Origin of the sequence: Hyalangium gracile (genome assembly GCF_020103725.1) — a bacterium.
Classification (GTDB): Bacteria; Myxococcota; Myxococcia; order Myxococcales; family Myxococcaceae; genus Hyalangium; species Hyalangium gracile.
On record NZ_JAHXBG010000040.1, the window covers coordinates 71140 to 86189 of the forward strand.

Annotated in this window: 16 protein-coding genes; 15 read left to right on the top strand and 1 reads right to left on the bottom strand. The window is 69.6% G+C overall.

The genetic code is table 11. From position 1 onward, the window contains the following. Positions 1–205: 205 nt before the first annotated feature. The 15 genes from KY572_RS48295 to KY572_RS44420 all read left to right on the top strand — a co-directional run bounded on the left by KY572_RS48295 (position 206) and on the right by KY572_RS44420 (position 13060). Positions 206–658, top strand: coding sequence for a phage N-6-adenine-methyltransferase (locus KY572_RS48295; RefSeq protein ID WP_224249842.1), 453 nt, complete (start codon positions 206–208; stop codon positions 656–658). A gap of 1893 nt (positions 659–2551) precedes the next feature. Beyond that, positions 2552–2827, top strand: a complete 276-nt coding sequence (locus KY572_RS44355; RefSeq protein WP_224249843.1) for a hypothetical protein — start codon at positions 2552–2554, stop codon at positions 2825–2827. Positions 2828–4192: 1365 nt separating this feature from the next. Next, on the top strand, positions 4193–5146 hold the full coding sequence (locus KY572_RS44360) for a hypothetical protein (RefSeq protein ID WP_224249844.1): 954 nt from the start codon (positions 4193–4195) through the stop codon (positions 5144–5146). Continuing rightward, positions 5143–5886: a hypothetical protein gene (locus KY572_RS44365; protein ID WP_224249845.1), complete on the top strand. Its 744-nt coding sequence runs from the start codon at positions 5143–5145 to the stop codon at positions 5884–5886. The genes KY572_RS44360 and KY572_RS44365 overlap by 4 nt, the downstream gene beginning before the upstream one ends. A 38-nt stretch (positions 5887–5924) precedes the next feature. After that, positions 5925–6116 carry a hypothetical protein gene (locus tag KY572_RS44370; protein ID WP_224249846.1) on the top strand — a complete coding sequence of 64 codons (192 nt, stop codon included), beginning with the start codon at positions 5925–5927 and terminating at the stop codon, positions 6114–6116. A 126-nt stretch (positions 6117–6242) separates the two neighbouring features. Beyond that, entirely contained in the window at positions 6243–7625 is a 1383-nt protein-coding gene (locus tag KY572_RS44375; RefSeq protein ID WP_224249847.1) for a hypothetical protein, read from the top strand. A gap of 43 nt (positions 7626–7668) precedes the next feature. Beyond that, entirely contained in the window at positions 7669–9432 is a 1764-nt protein-coding gene (locus KY572_RS44380; RefSeq protein WP_224249848.1) for a hypothetical protein, read from the top strand. A gap of 14 nt (positions 9433–9446) precedes the next feature. After that, a complete protein-coding gene (locus KY572_RS44385; RefSeq protein ID WP_224249849.1) occupies positions 9447–9785 on the top strand; it encodes a hypothetical protein in 339 nt (112 codons plus the stop codon). 42 nt (positions 9786–9827) lie between these two features. Further along, a complete protein-coding gene (locus KY572_RS44390) occupies positions 9828–10094 on the top strand; it encodes a hypothetical protein (protein ID WP_224249850.1) in 267 nt (88 codons plus the stop codon). A gap of 37 nt (positions 10095–10131) precedes the next feature. Then, positions 10132–10974 (top strand): hypothetical protein, encoded by an 843-nt coding sequence (locus KY572_RS44395; RefSeq protein ID WP_224249851.1) that lies wholly within the window; start codon positions 10132–10134, stop codon positions 10972–10974. Between the two features lie 3 nt (positions 10975–10977). After that, a complete protein-coding gene (locus KY572_RS44400; RefSeq protein ID WP_224249852.1) occupies positions 10978–11484 on the top strand; it encodes a hypothetical protein in 507 nt (168 codons plus the stop codon). Positions 11485–11492: 8 nt separating this feature from the next. Next, positions 11493–11918, top strand: coding sequence for a M15 family metallopeptidase (locus tag KY572_RS44405; protein WP_224249853.1), 426 nt, complete (start codon positions 11493–11495; stop codon positions 11916–11918). Next, positions 11915–12247 (top strand): hypothetical protein, encoded by a 333-nt coding sequence (locus KY572_RS44410; protein WP_224249854.1) that lies wholly within the window; start codon positions 11915–11917, stop codon positions 12245–12247. Before KY572_RS44405 ends, KY572_RS44410 begins: the two co-directional genes overlap by 4 nt. Then, positions 12244–12585: a hypothetical protein gene (locus KY572_RS44415; RefSeq protein ID WP_224249855.1), complete on the top strand. Its 342-nt coding sequence runs from the start codon at positions 12244–12246 to the stop codon at positions 12583–12585. Before KY572_RS44410 ends, KY572_RS44415 begins: the two co-directional genes overlap by 4 nt. A 121-nt stretch (positions 12586–12706) precedes the next feature. After that, on the top strand, positions 12707–13060 hold the full coding sequence (locus KY572_RS44420) for a hypothetical protein (RefSeq protein ID WP_224249856.1): 354 nt from the start codon (positions 12707–12709) through the stop codon (positions 13058–13060). Positions 13061–13577: 517 nt separating this feature from the next. Here the strand turns inward: KY572_RS44420 and KY572_RS44425 are convergent. After that, positions 13578–13733 carry a hypothetical protein gene (locus KY572_RS44425; RefSeq protein ID WP_224249857.1) on the bottom strand — a complete coding sequence of 52 codons (156 nt, stop codon included), beginning with the start codon at positions 13731–13733 and terminating at the stop codon, positions 13578–13580. Positions 13734–15050: the final 1317 nt, after the last annotated feature.

Here is a 15050-nt window from a genome sequence, read left to right on the forward strand (position 1 = left end):
AGGGGCGGCGCACACCTCCGCGGCACGGGGACTGCGGCGTGTGCGGTTGGCGCCATGCACTACCGGACTGGGCGGGAGGTGCTGAGTGAACGCGACACAGCTCCACCTGCTCGAGCTCTCCCCTCCCCCCGTGGTGCTGCCGGCAGCTGCTGCAGCTCCACGCATTGCGCGACGCCGGCGAAAGGCGCGGGGTGCGGATGTGCCAGTGCAGCCACCTGGCGCCACCAACGAATGGCACACGCTGGACAAGGACTTTGCTCCGCTCCATGAGGAGTTCAGGTTCACCCTCGACGCCTTCGCCTCGGATGAGCTCCACAAACTCCCGCGCTATTGGACTGAGCGAGAGAACGCGCTCGCCCGCCCGTGGATGGGAGAGCGCGTGTTTGCCAATCCCCCCTATGGCCGAGGCCTGCTCGCGCGCTGTGTGGCGAAGATGGCGCGAGAGGCTGACCGAGCAGAGCTGATCGTCGCGCTCGTCCCGGCCTGGACGGAACGCGCGTGGTGGCAGGACCACGTGGAGCCAGGCCGTCGAGCGGGACTGCTCGAGGTGCGCTTTCCGCGTGGGCGGTTGCGCTTCGGTTGGCCTGGCCGTCCCGACGGGCACCCCCGGTGCGTGGCGGGCTTCCCCTCGGCCCTCATCGTCTGGAGGCGCCCGTGAAGCCCCGATGCGCCTGCGGGCACGCCGATAGCAGTCACGCGCTCTGGAGCTCGAGGCCGTTCTGTCGCGCCATCGGATGCCGCTGCGAGGCCTTCCGGCCGCGGCTTGGGCGGGCAGTCGGCGTTGCAGTCCTGGCCTGGGCGCTGGTGATGCTGGTGGCATTCCGCACAGGGGCGTGCGGATGACGGCCCTCCTCATCCCAACCCCTGGGGGCGAGGGGCGAGCGCCGCGGACTCCTGCGGAGCGCCGCTACGCCGGAGCTCGACGCGACTTCCGTGAGCAGCTCGAGCAGGTGGGCCCCGCGGTGAAGGCCCTCGCCGAAGCCCGCCGCGCGCTCGAGGCAGCGATAGCGCACAACGGCCCGGACGGGGACGTCACCCGCCGAGCCAGACAAAGGTGGAAGAGCGCGCGCGAGCACCACGAGCGCGCTCTCCAGGACTTGGCAGCAGCAGAGGCCCGCCTCGCAGAAGCGCTCGAGGCCTGGGCCGCCGAGTCCTCCCGCAGCACCACCAGGCCTGACCGTGTGGTCCGGCCCGTCACAGGCGATGAGGCGCGTGGAGCGCCCGCCAGGACGGGCGACCCATGGCCAGGTCGGCAAGGGGCCTAGCGCCCCTCCCTGGCGATGACCGAGGAGAGCCGCCGCGCCTGGCCCTAGGCCATGCCCGTGGCTTTGCGCATTCGGGGTGTGGGGCGAAGCCCCACGGGAGCCCGCTGGCGCATTCCTGGGGCCTGGCAGGGCCCTCCTCGGCTGCGGCTGCACCGAGGCCCGCCCTACCCCCACCGCCCCCACGGTTGCCGCTGGAGCGCCATGGCCTGGCGCTATTTCACCGCCTGAGCGCGCATGTGGGGAGGTGTGCCACATGAGCGGGCGAGCAGGCGCCGCGTCGCGTGTGGGAGAGGGGGTCCGGGGGGCGAAGCCCCCTCGGCTTGTCTGGAGTAACGTTAAGTCGGACAACGGCGCTCGGGCGAAGCCGTATGTCCCCCGCTCCTGCGAGGCCTGTGAGAGGCGCGATTGGAGCATGGGCAGGTGGCCGCGTGACAACCCCATGGCGCGCAGCGTCACGCCCTACCAGTGTCGAAGTTGGCGCCATGCTGGGCGGTGTGCGCGGTGGGTGTCCCAGCGGGACTACGCCAGGCTGATGACGGCACTGGAGAAGGTGCCGACCGAGCACCTGGTGTTGCTGGTGCTGACGCTGGACCCGAAGCGCGCTCCTGAGAGCTTGGATGATCAATATCGCTGGCTCGAGCCGCACTGGACCCTGCTCCAGAAGTACCTCAAGCGCGGCTGGGCGACCGGGGATGTTCCGCCGCTGGGGCGCTTCGACTTCGCCACGGTGGTAGAGCAGCAGAGCAGCGGACGGCCACACCTCAACGTCGTCATCCACTCCCCCACCCTCGCCCTCTTCCTCCGGCAGAACCCGCCGACACCGGCGGACATTGAGGCCAAGCGAGGGCCGAGGTGGTTCCGGGACCTGGTGGCTCACGTGGGATGGGGCCCGTTGAGCTACATCGGCCACGCGCAGGGCAAGCACGAGGTGGCCGCCTACGTGACGAAGTTCTCCAAGGGGAGCGTGACGCACCCCACACTCGTAGGCGAGGTGGTGAAGACGAGTCAGCTGCCGGTGATGGCGCCGCGGAGGATGCGCCGCGTGCGCAGCAGCAAGGGCTTCCTACCTCCGAGCCGGCTCCCGCCGGACCCTGCGTGGACAGGCGCGCTCCTCCAGCTGCCGACGCCCGAGGAACAGCGGGCCCGGCAGACAGAGGGCTATAAGGCCCTGAGCGAGCACCTCGGGAGGGACATTGCGACGCCGGCCGAAGAGGGAGTGGTACGAGACGAAAACCACAGTACTGCGCTGGGACCGCCTCCTGGGAAACCCCAGAGCACGAAGGACGGTGAACACGCGCCGTGTGCTCGAGGAAGGCCGCGAGTATTGGCAGGTGGACGCCTTCGACTGGGTGGATGGGTATTTGGCGGAGGAGAAAGCGCAGAGCCTCACGGAGGCGCTGGAGGTGCATGGACGCCTTGTCCAGCAGCACCAGGTGCCCGGCCATGCCCCCGAGGAGATGGAGCTGGAGACGGAGGAGCAGCAGAGGCAGATGCGCCAGGAGTTCGCCGCGCTCAGGAAGGCTCGCCGGGCCCGCTCGAGGAAGCCTGGGGTAAAGAAGTAGAGCAAGCCGGCGCGGAGCTGCTCGCGTTCCGCCGTGCTGCAGCGGGCGAGGCGGTGTGGATGCCGGCGCCGCGGACGTTGAGGCAACGGCGGCTCCCTCTGCCGGAGGAGGTGCTGGGGGAAGAGCAGCCGTACACGCCACCTGAGAGGATCGGCACAGAGCTCGAGCGCCAGGCCTGGCGCGAGAGTGCCGCGCGCACTGCGAGATTCATTCACTGGCAAGACAGGCTCGAGGCGGAGCTGTCCGGCTTGAGACTCCAAGGAACGCTGTTCGACGGGGACCCACAACCCACCGCAGGTGGTGCGGAGGAACCGCAGGATGCTTGACGATGATCAGAAAGGAGGGCGCGTGTCATGATGGCCTGTCCACCCCCGAAGGGAGATTGGCGAGTGCTGAGGTTGATTCAAGAGATGGCGGCGGAGCAGGCCCGGCGAGACGCCGTCCACCGTCTGCGGTGGCTCGCAGGTGCTGCTCTCTTCGTTGTCGTGGTGAGCGTCCCTGTATGGCTGCTGACGCGACGGTCGGAGCCGCGACACGATGTGCTGGGGGCCTACGAGCAACCTGCGCTAGCTGAGGAGGCATTCACAGAGGGGCTGGATGCGGCAGTGCTCGTGATTGGGGTTCCGATTCCGGAGAAGCCGCTGAAGCACTGGAAGGCGCCTCCGTGCGACAAGGACCAACGGGCAATCAATGAGGCCTGCTGGGCACAGTTGGCGCGCGAGCCAGGTTCCGATCGGTGCGGAACGTTCTACGAGTGGCAGGGGGCGTGCTGGGCTCCCGTCGCCAAGCCTCACCGCGCCCCCCAGAGCCTCGAGCGCTAATCACCGGCGTCAAGAGAATCCGAGGCGAGACCGAGCCGCGGAGTGACGCAGGAGCAGGACTCAGGAGCCTCCGCGACGAAGCCCTGGGCGGTAACTTCAACCTTCCAGGGACCATGTCCACCGGCGACCTTGTGCGCGTGCACTTGGCCCCGTCGACAGTGCTCGCGCAACGTCTCCTCGGACATTTGCGCTCGAGCGGCGGCTTCCTTCAGCCAGTACCAACGTGAATTGCAGGGCATGAACAGCCACATGATACCGCGCGAGCCCACGCGGACGGCCAGCTGCCCACGAGAACAGGTAAAGCGCCACGACCGTTGGTGGTGAAGCGCATACTCGGGGGCTCACAAAAAGCTCTGTCTTTGAGACTACTTGCTGCGTGGACGGCGGGAGCCCTCGAGCTCTCCCTTTAGCGCAGCAGCGGCGCGCCCTGGGTGGCGCAATACCCCCGGCTGCAACGCGCGACTTCAAGTCGGGCCCTCTCATGGGTTGCCCGCCGTCCACACCACCTCAGGGGTGAGACGGCATGGATAGCGCAACGCCCAGCATGACGGAGCAGGTTGAGACTCCGGCGGCGCCACTGCCCTCACGTGGGCCCGCCTACCAGCCGAGCCCGCAGGCCCCGCTGGACATTGGCGCCAACCCTCGGGCGGAGGACGCCGGCGAGCGCAATGCGCCGGAGCTGCTCGAGCCCGCGGATGCCGAGGCCTTCGAGAACCTCCGAGCGAGGCGGGCCCCCCAGGCGCCCGCGGATGCGGAGTGGGAGGACGCGGAGGAGCCGGCACCCGCGCAGCGCCAGGCGAGCACAAAGCGCATTCCGGCCAAGCGCGGACGCAAGCCGGACCCGCGCTCTCCCAGAGCCGCACGCACCTACCAGGACATGCTCGCGCGGGCTCACCTGAAGCCTGAGGGAGAGCCGCGGCGCATTGCGCTCGAGGAGGCGCACTCATTCGGACGGGCCGCGGGCCTCCTGCCCCAGGAGAAGGCGCCACCGGCCGCGCCGACGCCTCAGGCGCCTTCGCCAGCGCCTGGCGCCGCGCAGCAGGCCCCACCGGCCGGAGCTCCAGCCGAGGGCCCGAAGCCTGAGCAGGGGCCGACGTTCAGCGGGCAGCCCGCTGAACGCGTGGCGCTCTACGCGAACGCGCTCAAGGGCGCAGTCGAGCACCTGGTGTCCTGGGCCCAGAGCTCCGGCGTGGACGTGGACAAGGACAAGGAGCGGGTGCTCTTCCGTGGACACCCCACGCTCGAGCGGAAGCTGACGGGCAACCCCGTGGAACGGCTGCTCGAGCTCGCTGGCGCGGAGATGGCGGACCGCTTCGGAGCCAAGGACGGCGCGCCGAGTGACCCGAGGAGGGAACGCCGCTCCGAGCTGAAGGTGCTCGTGGTGGTGACGTTCGCCCCGGTGCTGCTGAAGGCCGTGCCGACGCTCGGCTCAGTGGCCACACTGGCCCTCCAGGGCGTGAAGTCGGCCGCCGGCGTCCTCTTCAGGAGGCGGCGATGAAGCCATGCGCCAGCCGTCCCATCCCCGAGGAGCCGGAGGTGCTCGAGGAGCTCGAGCCCTTCATGCCCGAGAAGGGCCAGAGCGGCGCGATCATCGGGGTCAGCCAGAACGGGAAGAGCCACCTGGCCATGCTGTGGATGGCGGCGCTTCTGGCGATGGGCTTCGACGTGGTGGGGTGGGACCCGTGCTGGCAACTGGGACGGCTCAACAAGCGTCGTGAAGGCCAGGAGCCAGGGCCGCTGGAGCACACCGTCATCGCCGGCGACCTCGACGCGGACCACTTCCGTGTGAAGCAACTGTCGCTGGCGGTGAGGCCGGCGGACATCTACGCGGACCGGGACGTCATCGCTCGGGAGTTTGTGCAGTTCGCCCAGCTCTGCATCCGCGCGTTGACGGCCGTGGGCCGGCCGCGGCGAGTTGCCCTCTTCGTGGACGAGTGCCACCTGCTGGTGGACCACGGGCCGGCGGTGCGGCTCCTCGAGGACATGGCCGAGCGCTGGGGCAAGGAGGGCGTGGTGCCCTTCTTCGTGACTCAGCGCTGGAGCCACCTTTCCGTGAACGTGCGCGCCGAGGTGGCCTGGCTGATTTCCTTCCTCCAGACGAAGCGCTCGGACTTGCAGAACCTGGGGCTGGACGCCGGCAAGGACTTCGCTCGGGCCGTGGCGCGGCTCAAGCCCCGCGAGTACCGCGCCACCTGTCTGCGCGTGACGAACAAGGACGCTCTGGCCCTCCTGGACTGAGCCCACACCCTCACCCGAAGCACCGAAGGAGAAGCACCATGGCTGACGAGAAGACGAGCTGGAGCGGTTGGACCCGGGACCTGACGTGTGGCGCGATCGGCGTGGGCGTCGGCATCGCCGGCACGCTGGCGTTCCTCGAGGGGACCAACAGCATCCGCACGCCCGAGGAGCGCGAGGCGGCGGAGAAGGCCGCGGAGCTCGCCGCGAACAACACGAAGAAGAACGGCTAGGCGCCCACACGCGCCCCACCCCAGCAACACCGAGGGGCCAGCACGCCTGGCCTCTCCCCCACCCCTCACCCCACCTCACCTGCACCATCACCTTCACGCGGGCCCGGCGGCCCGGCCGGAGAAACCATGAGCATCATCCGCATCACCGACGGCTTCAAGACCACGACCACGAACGGGACGATCGCCTTCGCCCGCGACAAGCTGGTGGTCCCCCCGGGCGTGAACGCCGCGGGGCTCGAGTTCCGGCTGAGCTTCGTGGTGAATGCCACGGACGCTGACGCCAACGGCATCCCCACCGCCGACCAGGCGCGGCTCCTCGAGGCGGTCCGGTTGACGTTCCAGTCCGCGCTGCGCTCGGGCTTCCCCAGGACCAGCTACGATAAGGAGAAGATCGTCGAGGTGGCCTACGACGCGATGCGCACGCTCGAGCGCGACATCGTCGGCGGCGTGGGCGTCACCACGGGCCTGGGCAAGGCGCTGACGGCCGGCGTGAACAGGCTTCCCGTCGTCATCAGTATGTCCCTGGGCCACGTCGAGTTCATCGACGAGAGCCGCGACTACGCGGGCTTCAGCCCCTATCAGCTGCTCGACTCGGAGCTGACGCTGGAGGTGGGCCCGAACCCGATTCAGGACACCAACGCGGTGCTCACCGGGGTGGAGCTGGACCTGCGCGTGATTCCCGCCGAGAAGAGCGAGGGTGACCGGGAGTCGCTCCCGCCGGAGGTGCGCACCGTCAAGGGCGGTGACCAGGACAGCATCACCGGCCCGGAGATGATGACGCTGAGCGTGGAGGACACCAACGCGGCCCTCGCCAACACGGCCATCACGAAGATCGCCGTCAAGGTGGGCAAGCAGGTGGTGACCACCAGCCCGGCCACGCCCGCGGACGTCTACGCCCGCTACGAGCGCGCTCCGGACACCGGCGCGGTGGAGCTCCAGCCGGCCACCCGCCGCACGCCCCTGTACCTGGTGGCGGATGCGCCGCTGAAGAAGCTCCTCGTGGGCGCCGTCAACGTGGCGATGGACGCCCACGACGTGAACATGGTCGGCCGCGTGATGGGCGTCCCCCTGCTCGCGCATGAGGAGGTGATGGGGCGCATCGCCCGCCGCGCCGAGCAGCTCAAGGACGGCAAGACGATCCACGCGGTCACCTGCGCGGTGGTGTCCGGGTTCCAGGCGGACCTCGAGCAGACGCGCGCCTCGGGCTGGGAGTACTTCGAGGAGACGCACCCGAAGTTCCACAACCTCCCGGGCCTGCGCTGCCGCAAGGGGGAGACGACGCCCTACGTGTACTTCCCCACCGGGGACCTCGCCCGCGCGAGCGCGCAGTACCGCCTGGCGCTCTCCAGCGGTGAGGGAAGCGCCGCGGCCGCCGCGGCCGTCATCATGGAATGGCTGCGCTACTTCCCGGGCGGGACCGAGGGGAGCAAGGTCGCCCAGTGGGTGCGTGACGCGATCGTCAACGCCCCCGCGGAGCTCCAGCGCCGCCAGGCCGGCAAGGCCGCGTAGCACCCGCTGAACCTGAAGCACCTGGTGGGCGCCGGCGAGCGCAATGCGCGCGCTCGCCTCCGTCCACCAGGCCCCTCACACCCACGCCCCGGAGCGCGCCGTGCTGCTGATTCTCGCCCCCATCGCCGTCACCGTGTCGCTCATCGCCGGCGTGGCCCTGGCGCGCTCCTCCTCGCGGAGGGTGGCGCCTATGGCCTCCTACTCGCTCGAGCCGGAGCCCTCGGAGCTGCCCCCGCAGGACGGCGGGCAAGGTGGGGGGCTTGAGCAGCTCGCCGAGGACTTCCTCGGGGGGGACAACCTCCAGTTGATTGAGGACGGCAAGAAGGCCCTCGAGGTGACGGAGGTGCTCGTTCGGGACGTGCTTGGCCAGGGCCAGGGCCGGGCGAATGTGGCGGTGGTGCTCGGGCCTGGCGCGATTCTGCCGGCGACGCTGGACCGCGCCACGCGAGAGGCGCTGGAGGCGCTCGGCATTCAGGACCCGGAGCTCCAGAAGACGGCCGGGCAGATTGCCGCCGCGGGCTTCCTCACGCTGGGCGGAACCCTGGGGGCGGCTCCGCTGGTGGCCCAACTGAAGCTGCTCGACGCCGGGCTCGGGCTGATTTCGAAGGACGCCCAGCGTGCGGTGCATGACCTTCTGAGGCAGTTCGACCCCACCAACCCAAGCGCGCTCGCCGGCAAGCTCCTCAACGACGCCCTGGGGATGATCGGCTTCGGAGGGCGGGAGCTGCCCGACTACAAGCTTGCGGAGCTGGCCACGCCGGAGGAGGCGCGCACGCTAAGCCCGCGCACGCTCGCGGTCGTCATCTCCGAGAGGGCCGCTGGACGACTCGTCCCCTTCAACTTCAGTAACCCGGACTGGGACAGAGGCGTGACGCGCAGCGAGCCGGCCGGGATTCTCCTCGACAAGAGCCCCGCGGACGTGCGGCCCGGGGACGTGCTCTCGTGGGGCGAGGACAAGCGCGTGGTGCAGCGTGTGACGGGCAGCACCCTGGGAGGGGTGGAAGTCTTCCTCGACGGGCCGCCCCTCAACCCTGCCGTCGCAGGCTTCCCCCGAGGTACCACGCTCACCCCCTACGAGCAGACACTCGGCGCGTACCTGAGCCAGGAGGAGGCGCGCACCCTCGACCCGAGGACGCAGGCGACGCTGATCGCCGAACGCCAGGCGGGCAAGGTGGTGCCCCTCAACTACAGCGACCCGACATGGAGCCGCGGTGTGACGCGCGACGGGGCCCCCGCGGTGCTGCTGCCCGTGCGCCCCTCCTCCCTCGAGCCGGGGATGGGCGTGTTGCTGCCCTCCGGCGCGCGCCAGGTGCTGCGCGTGGTGGGCACCTCCCTGGGGGAGGACACGGCCGAGGTGAGCCTCTCGGGCAACCTGCTCGAGCCGGAGCGGGACGGCTTCCCATACGGGCTGCAGCTCGTGTCGGCCGAGGCCTTCCAGGCGAGCGGAGCAGGCTCCCAGCGCCTGGCGGATGTGCTCACCCCGGAGGAGGCCCGGACGCTGCCCCCGCGGACACTGGCCCTGCTCGTGGCCGAGCGCCAGGCCGGCAAACTCGTGCCCCTCAACTACTCGGACGACACCTGGGAGAGAGGCGTGAGCCGCGGCGAGTCGCCGGCCGCGCTGCTGCCCGTGTCTCCGCGCGGTGTGGCGCGCGGCATGGTGGCGGAGTTCCCCAGTGGGCCGCGCGTTGTCCTCTCCGTGGTGGGCACCTCCCTGGGCCCGGCCACCTCGGAGGTGAAGCTGTCCGGCCCGCCGATGGACCCTGCTCGCGACGGCTTCCCCCGCGGCGCCCTACTCCGCTTCTCGTAGCACCTGGAGACAGCATGCTTCTCTTCGCAGGCCTACTTCCCCTCGCCCTCGCTGCCACCGCCGTGGGGCTCCACAGGCGCAACCGCGCTCGCGCTCAGCAGGCCCGTGCGTCGGAGCCCCCACGGGCGCCAGTCACCCACCAGGCCACTCCCGCGAAGGTGGTGCAGTTCGGCGGCGCGGCCACCGCCCCGAGCTCGAGCCCGGCGCCCTCCATTCTCCCAGGCGAGCCGGCACCGCCCCAGAGCACCTACGAGACACGCGGAGGCGCGGTGAGGCCCGCCGTTCCCCCGCGCCGAGCGCTGCCCGTCGAGGACACTCCCCCGGTGTTCCGTGACGAGTGGCTCCTGCTCTGAGTCCACCCCCTTCCCTCACCTCACCCCTCACAGGAGACGGCCATGGCCGACAGCAGCAGCAGCAAGGAAGAGAGCATCAGCCCCGGGACGATCGTCGTCGGCGTCCTCGGCACCGTCCTCACCGGCCTGGCGGCGTACGGCGTCACCACCTACGTGAAGAAGACGCAGGAGGACTCGGCGCGCGCGCAGGAGCAGGCCCTGCTCCAGGCCCAGTACCAGCAGCAGCAGGCGATGCAGCAGCAGCGCAACCCGGTGACCGACGTGCTCACCGGCCTGGGCGGCGTGCTCGACCTCTTCACCCGCCGCTGAACGACTCACCCCACCCCACCCGAACCCCGGAGCCACCATGTTCCCCAAAGACGGACGAGATGCCGAAGTGAAGCAGGACCGCACCTTCACGCTGGAGCCCTTCAACGCGGTGGGTGTGTCTTTTGTGCCGAGGCTGGGGAACGTCGGTGGGTACCCGCTGAAGATCGTCGTGGACGGGGACGACAAGAACCCGGTTACCATCACTGGTCCGGGCTACTGGCGCTCGAGCACCGTGGTGGCCAAGCTCGAGGTGGATGCAACGCCTGGCGGCGGGGCGCCTGGTGACTTCTGGAGCGTGGCGATCCTCCCGGCGAACAGCACCATGGAGGAGCCGCGCCTCAGGACGGACGTGGACGGTTTCCTCCAAGTGCGTGCGCCGGGTGCGCGGGTGCTCTTCGACATCAACGGGTCGGTGGACCCCGTTCCGTTTCTCGCCGCCTTCGGCAACGGGCAGACGGGCTTCTTCTACATCTCACCCACCAACCCGAGTGAATTCGGAGCAAACCTGACCGCGTGGGACGTGGCTCGCTTCTCCAACGTCCAGTTCGTCGTGGAGCAGCTCGCGGCATCAGGCCTCGCGTGGAGCTGCAAGCCCTTCGTGGACATGACGCACGCATCCAATGGACTCAGTCTCCGGTTCCTGGAGATGGGCAGTGACAAGGACTTCGGGGCGAGTGCCGCGCCAGCGTGGGTTCCCGGAGAGAACGGCTTCATTCACCTCGGCGCAGGTATCTCGGAGACGACTGCCTATCAGTTGGCCACTCCGCACCGGACGACGCATGTGCGGTTCGGCGTCCACGTCGGCGTCAACACCGAGAACTGGGGCGGCCTGAGCTGGGGCGGTACCTTCCACCTGCGCATGCGCGGCTTGGCCTGGTGACTCATGGCCACCGGCGCGGAAGTGCTTCAGATGGACAAGGCCGCGGCCGAGCTGCAGCGGCTTCGCCGAGCGGCGATGGCCTGGGCGGAGGAGCAGGAAGGCGCGCTCCTCGGAGCCTGGCTGCGCTCTAGCTCGGAGGCAGCCATCCTCAAGGCAATACGCGATGAGGACGCCCGGGCGGAGAAGTGGCTCACCACCTGGCGCAGTTGGGCCCAGCGGGGCCTGGACGGCGAGGGCTACCCGTACAGCGTGGCCTTCTACCTGGGGGTGGGGCGTGACATTGCCTCCGCCTTCGCCCTCTACATGAAAGAGGCCGCCAACCAGGACGTCTTCCGCCTCACGGCCGAGGCCACCACGACGCAGGTGACGGACACGGTGAAGAAGGCCGCGGACGTCGCCGGCGACGCGGTGGCCTTCGTGGGCTCCACGCGCGGCAAGGTGCTGCTGGCCGCCGGCGCGGCCGTCGTGCTGGGCGGCGCTCTCGCTCTCTCGCGCATTGCGCGTCCCTGAGGACACTCATGGTCTGCTCGAGAAAGGCACTCACGGTCGCCGGCTACGTGGCCGGCACTGCCTCCAAGGTCCGCGTCCTCCACGTCTCCGAGGCGCACACCATGCGCGCCGACGCGGCGATCGCCTTCCTGAGGATGGAGGCAGCGGCAGCCGCTGCCGGCATCACCCTGAAGGTGAACAGCGGCTTTCGCTCCCACGAGGAGCAGGAGGTGCTTTACCGCAAGTACCTGGGCGGCACCGGGGCCCTGGCCGCGAAGCCCGGCTACTCCAACCACCAGGGCGGCATCGCCGTGGACATTCAGACGGGGGGAGAGAGCACGCCGACCTACGCGTGGCTCGCGCGCGAGGCCTGGCGCTACGGCTTCAAGCGGACGGTGCCCTCCGAGCCGTGGCACTGGGAGTTCCGCCCTGAGGAAGTGGGAGGACAGCCGTGACGCTGCAGCCCGAGGTGATTGGAGAGGGCGCCGCTGTCGTGGCCCTGGCCCTGGTGACGTTCGTCCTCAGCTTCAGGCGGATGTTCTCCACCTGGACAAAGAGCCAGGCCGAGGCCCGCGAGAAGGAGCGCAAGGAACAGTCCGTGCTCCAGGCCCGCGAGCGCGCCAAGGCCAGGCGCACGCTCCGCAACGCAGTGCGCACGGAGCTCCGCGGGCTGATTGGGCGCCTGGAGAAGCTCGAGCACGCCGTGGACGGCCTCATGCAGAGGCAGCAACCCCAACCGCCCGCCGCCCCCCAGCGCCGGGCAGCAAAGAGAGACAAGCCATGAGCTCCAAGAAAGGGGCCGCCCTCGTGGCCCTGTCAGCAGCGGCCGCCGGCGTGGGTGTGCTCGTGGCCACCGTGCTGCCCCCGCGCAAGCCTGGTAGCCCATCTCGAGGATGGGCCCTCTCCCAGAACGCGAGCGGCAAGGCCTACAGCGCCGCGGTGAGCGCCCGCCGCGGCGACGTCCGCGCCTCGCTCACTGAGCTCCTCCAGGCGGCCCACCTGCATGGCCGAGCTGTCCAGGAGGCGGAGACGTTGGGGGAGCCGGAGCTCGAGGTCCTCGCCGACGCGGCCGAGGAGACGATCCGCGCGGCCGAGGCGGAGCTGCTCCAGTTGCTGCGGTGAGCCCCCTTCCCTTCCTCGCTCGAGCGCGCGCGGCCGCCTTCACTCAGGTGGCCGTGTTCGCCCTGCCCGCCTCTCGCCTGCTCTTCACCCTTCTCACGTAGCCCGAAAGGAAGCCGACACCATGTCCACCCAGACTGCCGTGACACCCGAAGTGCTCCCCGAGCCCTCCATCCCCCTGCTGGCGCGCCTGGCGCTCCAGTACCTGCTGCGTGAGGTGCGCAAGCACCCTCACACCGTGGCGGCTCGAGCCCTGCGCGAAATCGTCCTCGCCAGCGGCGCGGGCGCCATGCGGGGCGTGCAGTGGCCCGAAGTGGCGCGTGAGGGCTTCGGGGCCTACAACGATGCCATTGAGCCGCGGTGGCAGACGCACGACGGCCGGCCCGTGCCGCAGTGGGAGGAGCTCGGCGACAAGGTCCGCGCGCGCTGGACGGCCGCGGCGGAGAGGATCGTCAGCGCCGCGCTCAAGCTCGGCTGACGCACTCCGAGGCGGTTGATGCAAGAGAGGCCCGCTCCCAGTGCTCGGGGGCGGGCCTCTGTCGTTCCAGCTGCAGCGGCGCGCAATGCGCGCGGAGGGCAACTAGGATACGCCGGCATCACCTGACTGGGCGTCGGGCTTCTGTCTCGGTTGCACGACAGCAACGCCGGTCACTTTGCCGCTGGCGCCGAACCAGACGATCAGTGACGCGAGGTGAGGAGGGCAAGGACACCCCCGACACGCGACGACGCCTGACACAGCCCCACCCAAGAGAGGATCGCTCTCTGGAAGCTCGACAGAGTCGCAGACGGAGAGCGCATCCTTCCCCAGCGCATCCATCGCTGCCTTTCTCGTCATACCCACCTGCACGGACGGGAACGCAGTCACCAGAATCGAGAGAATCGCCCACACCATAGTTGACGGCTCCAAGGCGGAAGACGCGTAGGCAGGCAGTGTCCCTCACCCCCGGCGCCGGTTCCTAGGCACGTGTGCGGATGAGCGGCAGCTTGACCGGCATTTACTCCGAGCCGCCCTCGTACACCGCCGGCCGAACCCTTGAGCTGCCGATGAACGGCACCGGGATGCGCGGGAGGATGACCCACCGCACCACCCCGAGTCGGGCCCTGAGCGCCAGGCGCTCGGCGCGCTCCTCCTCACGCCACACCTGAAGCACGCGGGCCAGGGCCTCCGGGGGACACCGGACGCACCGCCACACCTGTCCAGCTCCGTGACGACACTGCCGACAGACCCACCGCTCGCAGACCAGGCATTTGCGCCATGCCCTGGCGCCACACTCGGCGCATGGCCGCGATCGCCACTCCGACCTGTCGGGTATGCCGCCCATGCGCCTACCCTATGCGGCGGATTGTCGCCTGAATAGCGCGGTGCTCGCACGTTCAGGCTTGATGCGGGGTGGCAAGCGTGCGTAGCCTTGCTGTACGCCGCAGTTGAAAAAACTGCGGCCCTGGGGAAGTGCGCAAACACTTCGACCCAGGGCCTAGGCCGCTCAGGTGGTGAGACACCCGGTCGGCTTTCTGATGGGTAGACGCGGTGAGACGCGGATGCCTGCCAGCGCGCCCTGTGTACCCAGAAGCTGTAGGACCGCTCGTTTGCGCGGGGGATAGCGCTGCACGCAGTGTGCAGCAGGGGGCCGCCGCGTGGCGCTTCCTTGGGTTGATAGGTACACCGGTTCACCTGAATTCCGCGCTGAAAAGGCCTCATCCGAGCAGGGGCGCAAATCAGTTTACCTAACCCGGGCCTTATCAGACCCCATGTCAGAGCGAATGGGGGCCAAAATCGGGCCTCCAGGCCCTCGGCATCCGCCTGGATACCGCCTTCAATCTTCCGCCTACTTCCTGGCCTGCCGGGCCTTCGGCCTCAGCTTGAGCAGCCTCGTGACGGATTCCGCGCAGCTGGCGATCAGCAGCAGCCTGCTCATGGTTCACCCGAGGTGGGTCTGCGTGGCGGGAGCATGACAGGTAGCCAGCATCTCCCCTCGTGATCATACGCCTCAGCGCCGCATGGAGCCTTGCCAGCGGGCCCAAACCAGCAACCACCGTTGATGCCCTTCTGCGTGTTGGGGTCACAAGGCGGGCGCTTTTGTCTCGGGAATGGATCGGGCGGCATCTTGGCCCCGAAGCCGGCGAAGAGTGTCTCAGCGGGAGGGGCTTCGACGGACGCGAGGACTGAATCGGCTACCCCGGCATCCGCCGAATCTGGAGGATGGGCTCCATCTGCCAGCAGGTGGCTCCAGTCCCTCTCGCGGATAGCCTGAACCGCCAGCACGAGGAGCACTACCACGGCCCAGCCACCGAGCGCGCCCAGGCCCCAGGCGAGGTATGGGCGCCTAGGGGGCGGGCCCGGCCTGCTGGCCCGCTCGGTGGCCGCAGCGGCCGGCGTCGGCTCGATGGGGGGCGCTGGCCTCCGGCTGCTGGGCGGCATGCCCCAAGGCGGCTGCCAGCGACGCGGCCCTCGGCCGTCGCAGCGGCTC